This is a genomic window from Paenibacillus phytorum, from assembly GCF_013141715.1.
GTDB classification, from domain to species: Bacteria; Bacillota; Bacilli; order Paenibacillales; family NBRC-103111; genus Paenibacillus_E; species Paenibacillus_E phytorum.
Genome location: NZ_WHOA01000252.1, coordinates 1 through 7,910 on the forward strand (window position 1 = coordinate 1; position 7,910 = coordinate 7,910).

Annotated in this window: 8 protein-coding genes; 7 read left to right on the forward strand and 1 reads right to left on the reverse strand. The window is 37.3% G+C overall.

The window, feature by feature from the left end:
* The first annotated feature begins 336 nt into the window (after positions 1 to 336).
* The gene (locus GC098_RS41905) at positions 337 to 603 is read left to right on the forward strand and encodes a hypothetical protein (protein WP_171649542.1); all 267 of its coding nucleotides are present in this window, start codon (positions 337 to 339) and stop codon (positions 601 to 603) included.
* Between the two features lie 561 nt (positions 604 to 1,164).
* Entirely contained in the window at positions 1,165 to 1,863 is a 699-nt protein-coding gene (locus tag GC098_RS38160) for a CTP synthase C-terminal region-related (seleno)protein (protein WP_171649543.1), read from the forward strand.
* 93 nt (positions 1,864 to 1,956) lie between these two features.
* Here GC098_RS38160 and GC098_RS38165 read toward each other — a convergent pair.
* A protein-coding gene (locus GC098_RS38165; RefSeq protein WP_171649544.1) for an IS3 family transposase occupies positions 1,957 to 3,308 on the reverse strand; the annotation gives its coding sequence in 2 pieces (ribosomal slippage) (positions 1,957 to 2,861 and positions 2,861 to 3,308; 1,353 coding nt in all).
* Between the two features lie 197 nt (positions 3,309 to 3,505).
* Between GC098_RS38165 and GC098_RS38170 the strand changes: the two genes are divergently transcribed.
* The 5 genes from GC098_RS38170 to GC098_RS38190 all read left to right on the forward strand — a co-directional run bounded on the left by GC098_RS38170 (position 3,506) and on the right by GC098_RS38190 (position 7,845).
* Positions 3,506 to 4,042 (forward strand): RNA polymerase sigma factor, encoded by a 537-nt coding sequence (locus tag GC098_RS38170; RefSeq protein ID WP_171649545.1) that lies wholly within the window; start codon positions 3,506 to 3,508, stop codon positions 4,040 to 4,042.
* Positions 4,039 to 5,400, forward strand: coding sequence for a DUF4179 domain-containing protein (locus tag GC098_RS38175; RefSeq protein WP_171649546.1), 1,362 nt, complete (start codon positions 4,039 to 4,041; stop codon positions 5,398 to 5,400). The genes GC098_RS38170 and GC098_RS38175 overlap by 4 nt, the downstream gene beginning before the upstream one ends.
* A 643-nt stretch (positions 5,401 to 6,043) precedes the next feature.
* Positions 6,044 to 6,373, forward strand: a complete 330-nt coding sequence (locus tag GC098_RS38180; protein WP_171649547.1) for a hypothetical protein — start codon at positions 6,044 to 6,046, stop codon at positions 6,371 to 6,373.
* Between the two features lie 90 nt (positions 6,374 to 6,463).
* The gene (locus GC098_RS38185) at positions 6,464 to 7,135 is read left to right on the forward strand and encodes a 3'-5' exonuclease (protein ID WP_171649548.1); all 672 of its coding nucleotides are present in this window, start codon (positions 6,464 to 6,466) and stop codon (positions 7,133 to 7,135) included.
* 176 nt (positions 7,136 to 7,311) lie between these two features.
* Positions 7,312 to 7,845, forward strand: coding sequence for a DinB family protein (locus tag GC098_RS38190; protein ID WP_171649549.1), 534 nt, complete (start codon positions 7,312 to 7,314; stop codon positions 7,843 to 7,845).
* Positions 7,846 to 7,910 lie beyond the last annotated feature (65 nt).

Sequence of the window (7,910 nt, forward strand, 5' to 3'; positions counted from 1 at the left end):
TTGAAAAGGTGTTGGAACAATAACCGCAATCGAAACAGAGCAATGGCGGGATTCCTGCCATTGCTCTGTTTCCATATGCAATGTAAATATGATCGGTTGCTTTTCTCGGGAACCCGTTTATGTTGGACTTGGAAGTTCTTAGGAGCAGCATAAAATACCTTTTCGAAAATCACCCAATTATTAAACTAACGGGAAACGATAGCTTCATAAGATTGTACCAATTTGGTTTCCAGTGAATCGCTCGGTTACCTATTTCGTTAACGGATAGAAATGCGTAATTGTTATACCACTGGTATAATATGGTGAAATGAGGATATTGAAAACCAGGAGGAAACGATGAAAAAACAAATTTTTCGAGCTCTCGTTGTAGGACTAATATTTGTATTTGTTTTTTATACTTTTGAGATTATTCAAGGGGTGTATCTCACAATGAACTACGTTCCAGATATTGTCGAGACATATGAGTCAGTTGATTATCTACAACATAAAGTCTCATTTGGATATATATCAAGCCCAATGTGGAGAACGATAGAAATCCTAGGATTGTTCCTACTCGGAATAATTGTTTTTTATACTGGGAAGATATTGAGAAGGAAGAAATAGTTTAATACCCTGAGGAGTCGGAATTACGCTAACGAAGTACGAGAGTTTAAACACCAAGGATGAGGCGAAAATCACCATATGAAATATAATAAACTCAAGATTTTTTTGAAAGGATTTTGATTAATGAGACCTTGTATAAACTGTGGTGGAACTAATTTTGGTGAAGGTGAAACAAGAGGCGAAGGCAAAGTGCACCCCCAAAATAAGCTCTTTAGCCTTGGTGTTCCTCTACTTCTTACCATTTGCTTAGATTGCGGAGAGGTAATTTCAATGAGGGTTAAAAACCCCAAAATATTTAAGAAGTGATTACGCTAACGAAGAACGAGAGTGTAATAAGCACTGTACGGGAATCACAGACAGCCTCGTTAAGTAGTCAGAAGTGTGTAATTATAGGAGAATTAACATGAATGAACTTAAAGATATGTATGACTGCCCTCTGTTAAATCGTTCACTTTGGATGGGAGATTGCTACGATATCAACAGGCAATCTCAATAATCTCATTGAAACATTTACTAACATATGGTATAAATTCCTAGTTGAATTTGAAGGGGGCATACAAAATGAAAATTGGGATTGTTGGTGACTTTCGTCCAGAATATCCATCACAGATTGCTACTAACGATGCACTTCTACATTCATTTAGGAAATTAGGAGTTTTTATCGAGTATGAGTGGATTCCTACAGCTACCATAATTAAACAACTGAATACCATTAAGGAAACCTTTCAGGGTTTTTGGATAGGTCCAGGGTTCCCAGATTCCGTTGATGGGGTACTTAGCATTATTCAATTTGCACGTGAAAACAATATACCTTTGTTAGGGACATGCGGTGGATTTCAATACATCATTATGGAATATGCAAGAAACAAAATGATGCTGGAGAATGCTGGGCACGAAGAACGCGATCCACACGCAAATCAAATAGTTATTAGTAAACTGGCTTGCTCATTAGTCGGCCAAAAAGGTGAAGTCATAGTAAAGAAACCCTCGAGAATCTATGATATTTATCAAGTTGAAAATGTAATTGAACAGTTCAGATGTAACTATGGACTTAGTTCGGAATATGAAAAACAAATTCATGAAGCCGGATTAAGAATAGTTGGAACGGATTACATTGGCAACCCAAGAATTATTGAACTACCTGAGCATAAGTTCTTCATAGGCACGTTATTTGTTCCCCAATTAAGTTCCACTTCTAATTCAACACACTGCATCGTTGACTCTTTTATTTCTACTGTCTTAAGTCAGCCAGAGGATTAAAACCGAGGGACGGAGAACGATAGCTCAATAAACATTAATAGAAGGCTGCCGACAGCAATGAAGTGACCCCAAAAAGTTAGACAGAATATATGATTAGACTACTTGTTCGACAAGAGTCCGGTACTGTACCGGGCTCTTGCCTTTTAATTTTGCTTTAATTCGCTTGTGATTATAGTAGTCGATATACTTCGCTAGTTCTTCTTTAAAATGTTCAATACTTTTAAATTCCTCTATATAGAGGAATTCTGATTTCATAATGCCGAAGAAGTTCTCGATCACGGAGTTATCGTAGCAATTGCCCTTTCGCGACATACTCTGCGTAATATTTTTCTTCTTTAGTGCCTGGCGATACTGCTTCATTTGATAATGCCATCCTTGATCTGAGTGCATGAGAAGTTCGTCTTTTGTACTTAAGCGCTCAAAAGCTTGTTCTAGCATATCTGAGACAAGAGAATACGTTGGTCTGGAGCCAATTGTATACGTAATGATTTCGCCATTATATAAATCTAATACTGGCGATACATATAGTTTTTCTCCATATAATTTAAATTCCGTTATATCTGTTACCCATTTCTCATTTGGCCTCTTTGCTTCAAAATTACGATCTAATAAGTTCGGTGCAATCTTACCTACTTTTCCTTTATATGAGCGATATTTCTTCACACGGACCCGTGATTTCAATTCTAATTCTTTCATAATGCGTTGTACTTTTTTGTGATTCACTTGATGCCCGCGGTTTCGTAATTCATCACGAATACGACGGTAACCGTAGCGACCTTTATGCTCGTCATAAATCGATTGTATGGTTACTTCTAACTGTCCATCTACATGAGAACGATTCATTGTCTTCACCCAATAGTAGTACGTGCTACGTGGAATACCTGCAAGCTGCAGGAGTGCCATCACCGAAAATTGTTGCCTTAATTCATAGACTACTTCTGCTTTGTCTTGATTGGTGATCTTTCCTTGTTTTGAACTAAGGCATTCAACTTTTTTAAATAGGCATTTTCCATACGTAAGCGTTCAATTTCTGCCTGTAGTGCTTCGAGTGACCCTTCAGCTGGTGCTGGGTCCTTTGTTTCTTTCTTCATAGATAGACGCCCCTTTTTTGTTGGTCTAAAGGCATCATATCCCTTTCTTTCATAATCTTTCACCCATTGTTTGATAGGTGAGGGTGAGGGAATACCAAAATGTGCAGCGATATCTACATATGAGGCCTTCGTCTTTGATCGATATTCAAGTACCTCAAGTTTAAACTCTGGTGAATAAGAAGCAAAGCCTTTTACCCGAAATCCTTTAGTACCATATTTTTCATATAATTTTGCCCATGAATATATTTGGGCTTTGGATACACCATATTCCACACCAATCGTTGGAGCAGATTCGTGCCCTTCTAGATAACGTAGTACTATTTCAAGTTTTTCTTTCAAAGTAAATTTCGACAAAAAACTGCACCTCCAATTGTTAGCTGTGTCTAACAATTGGGGTGCAGTTCACAATGATCGGTGGCCTTTAAGCAGTTGGAGTGATGCTTTCTAAAAATCATAGTAACTGTAAACATTCAATATAATTCCATCTTAAATCGAACCATTTCTGATTCGAAAGCGTATTTACTATGAAATTTAAGGAAGGGGGATAGTTAATGAGGGAATACCCGATATCAGAGCAACAATCCAAAGAAATGTATATAGAATATTCCTCATATGTGTATGGAATTGCACTTATGATGACGAAGTCAAAAATGCTGGCTGATGACATTACACAGGAAACATTTTTGCGAGCATTTCAAAAATTTCATTTGTATGATCCATCAAAACCCCTACGTCCATGGCTATTTCGGATGACGATAAATTTGATAAGAAGCACACAAAGAAAGCAGCGATGGCTCACCTTCTTCGGAAAAGTTCCAGATGATGCCATGTCTGACTCCTTGGAAGATTTGATTCTGAAAAATGAAAGGGAACAAGAATTATGGCAAGTGGTCAACAACTTATTGAAAAAAAGAAGAGATGTCATTATTTTGCATTATTATGCTGGATTAACTCTCCAAGAGGTTGCGTCTATTTTAGGTATTCGACTAGGAACTTGTAAATCCAGATTACATGCGGCTTTAAAACAATTAAGGGAAAACAATGAGGATAACTATCTTCTCATTCCAATAAAGGAGAATATGAAATGACTCTGAATGCCAATCACGAGAAAAGAGAGAGCGAATTTCCGTCTGATGTAGCAAAGGCCGTGCAAGACCGTGTGAAACTTCTCACCCCTCCCTCATCGTTTGAGTACCTTTGGCATCTTTATCAGCAGTCAAATCGCGGAAATCAAAAAGCGGGACATCTGCTAAAATCAACCAAGCGGAGAAAATGGATATTATCACTCAACGTAGTTGTCTTATGCTTGGTATTCGTTTTCGGAGCAGGAATGATATCTCAAACATTTGGTGCAACGTTAAAAAAAATCCCTTTTATTGAATTACTGTATAAGCATTCAGGAGGCCTCCCCAACGGATTAGAACAAATCGATCAAAAAAACTTAAGTACGTCGGTGAACCTATCAGCTACGAATAAAGACATCAAATTTTCCATTGTGGACGTGTTTTATGATGGGTTTCAAATTGTGATTAATTATGAAGTCGATTTCCTCAATACTCAGACAAAGTTAACTTCAGAGGACGCTACTATGAATTACGATTATAAAATCGAGGGTGCTCACCCTACTATGATATCGACCCATGTCTTTACAATAACCGGTGACCATACTTTCGTAGGAACAACCTTGATTGATACTGCAACGTTACCAGATCATCCAGAGATAACCATGTCCGTAAATCAAATTGGGAATACAAAGGGGAATTGGAAGGTTACAGTTCCTTTATCAAGTGAAAAATCATCACGTCTTACCACAACTTTTCATCCCGTAATATCGGCTGCTTATAAAAATAAAACAATTACCGTAAAGAAAATTACATTCACACCTGTGACCACTCAACTCGAAATAAAATCGAAAGAACGGGATTTAAGCTTTAAAATTAAAGATGATTTGGAAACACCTTTTGAATATGCTGGAGGGAGGGGAGGGAATGGTGAGCATTTTTTAAGTTTTAGTCCAGTTTCTCTGATTAACCCTAAACCGCGTTTTCTTACCTTGGTAATCATGGATACATCAGGAGTAACAGTGAACCAGAAAAATGTATATGCGGATTATACCGATAAATTTCCCTTAACCATGCAAGGCTACAATGGTGGATTCATCAAGATTACGAATGTTGAGTTTTTGGCAGATACAACTATCGTTTACTACGAAGCAAGCGATGCTAATAACCAAACGCCTTTTCTTATGTTTCAAGATTCCTCAGGCAAACGGTATTCCTACAATAAACATCCGATACGTCTTTCAAGGGACACTTTTTCCTACAAATTACAATTCCCGAAATTAGACTCAGTTTCAGGGCTCAAATTCCTAATGCCAATTGATGTATTTGAGGAAGAGCCTAAAAAACCATTGGAAATCAAAATACCATTAAATTGGGGAGATTAATTTCTCCTTATTATCAACAATAATATTCCTGTCCACAACAGTACAGGGAACAATAGTCGAAGAGGGGTGTGAAACGCAACTCCGACTTGGTCACACTGGTTTTTACATTAATTAGACAGAGGGGCTTTTTCATCAAATATATTTGCATATCCATTGTTTTGGGTTTATTAAACTAACCGTGAACTATAGTTGAATGAACACCCAGGACGAGGCTACCGGTATGATCGGTGGCCTTCATTACGTTAACGGGCAGATTAGTTGAGTTACAATAATTGGAAAAAGTTTTCACCTTAGTGTATATTTAGTATAGTATTTATTTCGGAATAATCACCAACTGGAGGATGAACTAAATGAAATTCCTTATGGCGGTCCTAATAATACTGTTTGCAATAATACCAACCTACTATTACATTAAACTCCGTGGATGGAAGAAGAAATTGTAAAAGTTTTTCTGTACTAACAAAAAACGATATTGAAGGAGCTCGCGGCAGCTCCTCTTTTTTGTTTATTCAAGTAACGGGCAGATTAATGCAATACCCTAATTGATATTATATGCTATTCTAAACTTACTTGATAAACGAAGGGGGAGTTCATAATAGTCACAAAAGTTTCGATTGGCAGGAAGATTATCTCCAGTTTACTTATGGCGGTGATTCTTTCGTATAGTCTCGTATTAATGCATGGCTATGCCCCGTTTTTCATCTATTTTATGTACTCTGCTATCGGATACTCAATAATTGGCATACCCTGCTCAATTATTGCGGACATTATTGTCTTGAAAATAAAGGGAAAAACCCTTGGGACACTCGCAGGGTTATCTTTACATCTGATATTTGCTGGTATTATTGTATATTTGTTTACTCATGGCGAACCCTTTAAGTTTGACAACATTCTTGTATACTCGGTTATTGTTGCAGCGGCAGGCTTGTGGTTATCAGACAGCATTTTGAAACAAGTTAAATTTCTTAGGTGATTAAGCTATGCTTCGATGTTTAACGGGAGACGAGTGTTCTTACTAGCTACTACTTAGAAGTCAATTCCAACGACCTTACAAGGAGGATATATGAACATTACATTTTTGTCTAAAGATGCGTATCTGGTCAAAGATGTTTTTGTAAACAATTTATACGATCGTACGTTTTGTATATTTGATTTAGAAGGTACGGGTATTAACGTTGAGACAGAATACATAACCCAGTTTGGTGGTATTATATTTCAAAATGGAGAGATAATACGAGAATTCAGTTCTTTAGTGAAATCACCCAAATTAATACCAAATGCTATTGAAGAACTAACGGGAATTACTAATGAGAGTTTAATTAACGCCCCAACTTTTCCAGAGGTTTACGAGCTGTTTCTCGATTTTTGCAGAGAGGCAGTATTAGTCACTCAGGCTGGATATGAGTATGATATCCCTATGATAGAAAAGCATTGTCGAATGTATAATTTACCGCTTTTCGATAATCCCGTTATCGATACAAAGGCGCTGTATGCAAATGCTCATGACGAACTATTTGACGTATTTTCTACTGATTATTTAATTAACTATTACCAAATTGATGATACTGATGTTCCGCGCCATAATGCGTTAGGTGATTGTATATTAATAAGCAGAATATTACAGAAAATCTTAAACGAGTATGCTAATAGAAATATATGGGACTATGATCTCACTGCGGGATTAATAGTTAAAAGATTTCTTATTCCGAAGATGTATCTCCAAGATGATAATTAACCTTATTTTTTGGATGAGGAAGTGGTTCATTACGCTAACGGAAACGATAGTTCAATCATGACACGACGGCAGCCGCCGAGGGACAGGCAGAATAATTAAAGGGAATCATTCTGAGTTAAGCGAATTATTAAAAAAGTGATATGTGCATTTCCATTAAATTGCAGAGGGGAAGTAGTGTGCCAGACCTGACAAAAAACGTACTCGAAGACATGAACAAGCAGCTCGATAGAATCATAAAGAGCTTAAACCGACTTGATGATGATTTGATTTGGAAAAAAATGAAGGATTCTATGAACAGCATTGGAAACCTTTGCTTACATTTAGCGGGAAACGAGTATCAGAACCTCATAAGTGCAATCGGAAACAAACCCTTCATTCGGGAACGCGCTCAAGAATTTAATTCTGAAGGTGGCATATCGAAGGATGAATTGAGTAGTCTTCTTTTGAGGACACGATCTGAATCGGAAAGTATATTATCAGTTTTGTCCGAGCAGGATTTAAAAAGGGAAGTCATAATCCGCTATGACTTGGAGGATTGGAACAGAATGCTTCGGGTTAATGCTTCAGAAAATGAAACCTATGAAGTGAGAGTAATCAGTCGGCTTCTTGTTCAGGTTGCGGCACACTATGGATATCATGCTGGGCAAATTGTGCTACTCTCCAAATTAATGAAAGATTCGAATGAACACATAACAGGACAGTATCATTGATCATTCATTCAACTAACGAAACTTATAGTTTAAAATTGGAAGGGCTGCCGCTTAGGCAGCCCTTC

Coding starts and splice junctions, on each gene's coding strand:
- GC098_RS41905 (WP_171649542.1), top strand. CDS start 337: ATGAAAAAACAAATTTTTCGAGCTCTCGTTGTAGGACTAATATTTGTA.
- GC098_RS38160 (WP_171649543.1), top strand. CDS start 1,165: ATGAAAATTGGGATTGTTGGTGACTTTCGTCCAGAATATCCATCACAG.
- GC098_RS38170 (WP_171649545.1), top strand. CDS start 3,506: ATGAGGGAATACCCGATATCAGAGCAACAATCCAAAGAAATGTATATA.
- GC098_RS38175 (WP_171649546.1), top strand. CDS start 4,039: ATGACTCTGAATGCCAATCACGAGAAAAGAGAGAGCGAATTTCCGTCT.
- GC098_RS38180 (WP_171649547.1), top strand. CDS start 6,044: ATGGCGGTGATTCTTTCGTATAGTCTCGTATTAATGCATGGCTATGCC.
- GC098_RS38185 (WP_171649548.1), top strand. CDS start 6,464: ATGAACATTACATTTTTGTCTAAAGATGCGTATCTGGTCAAAGATGTT.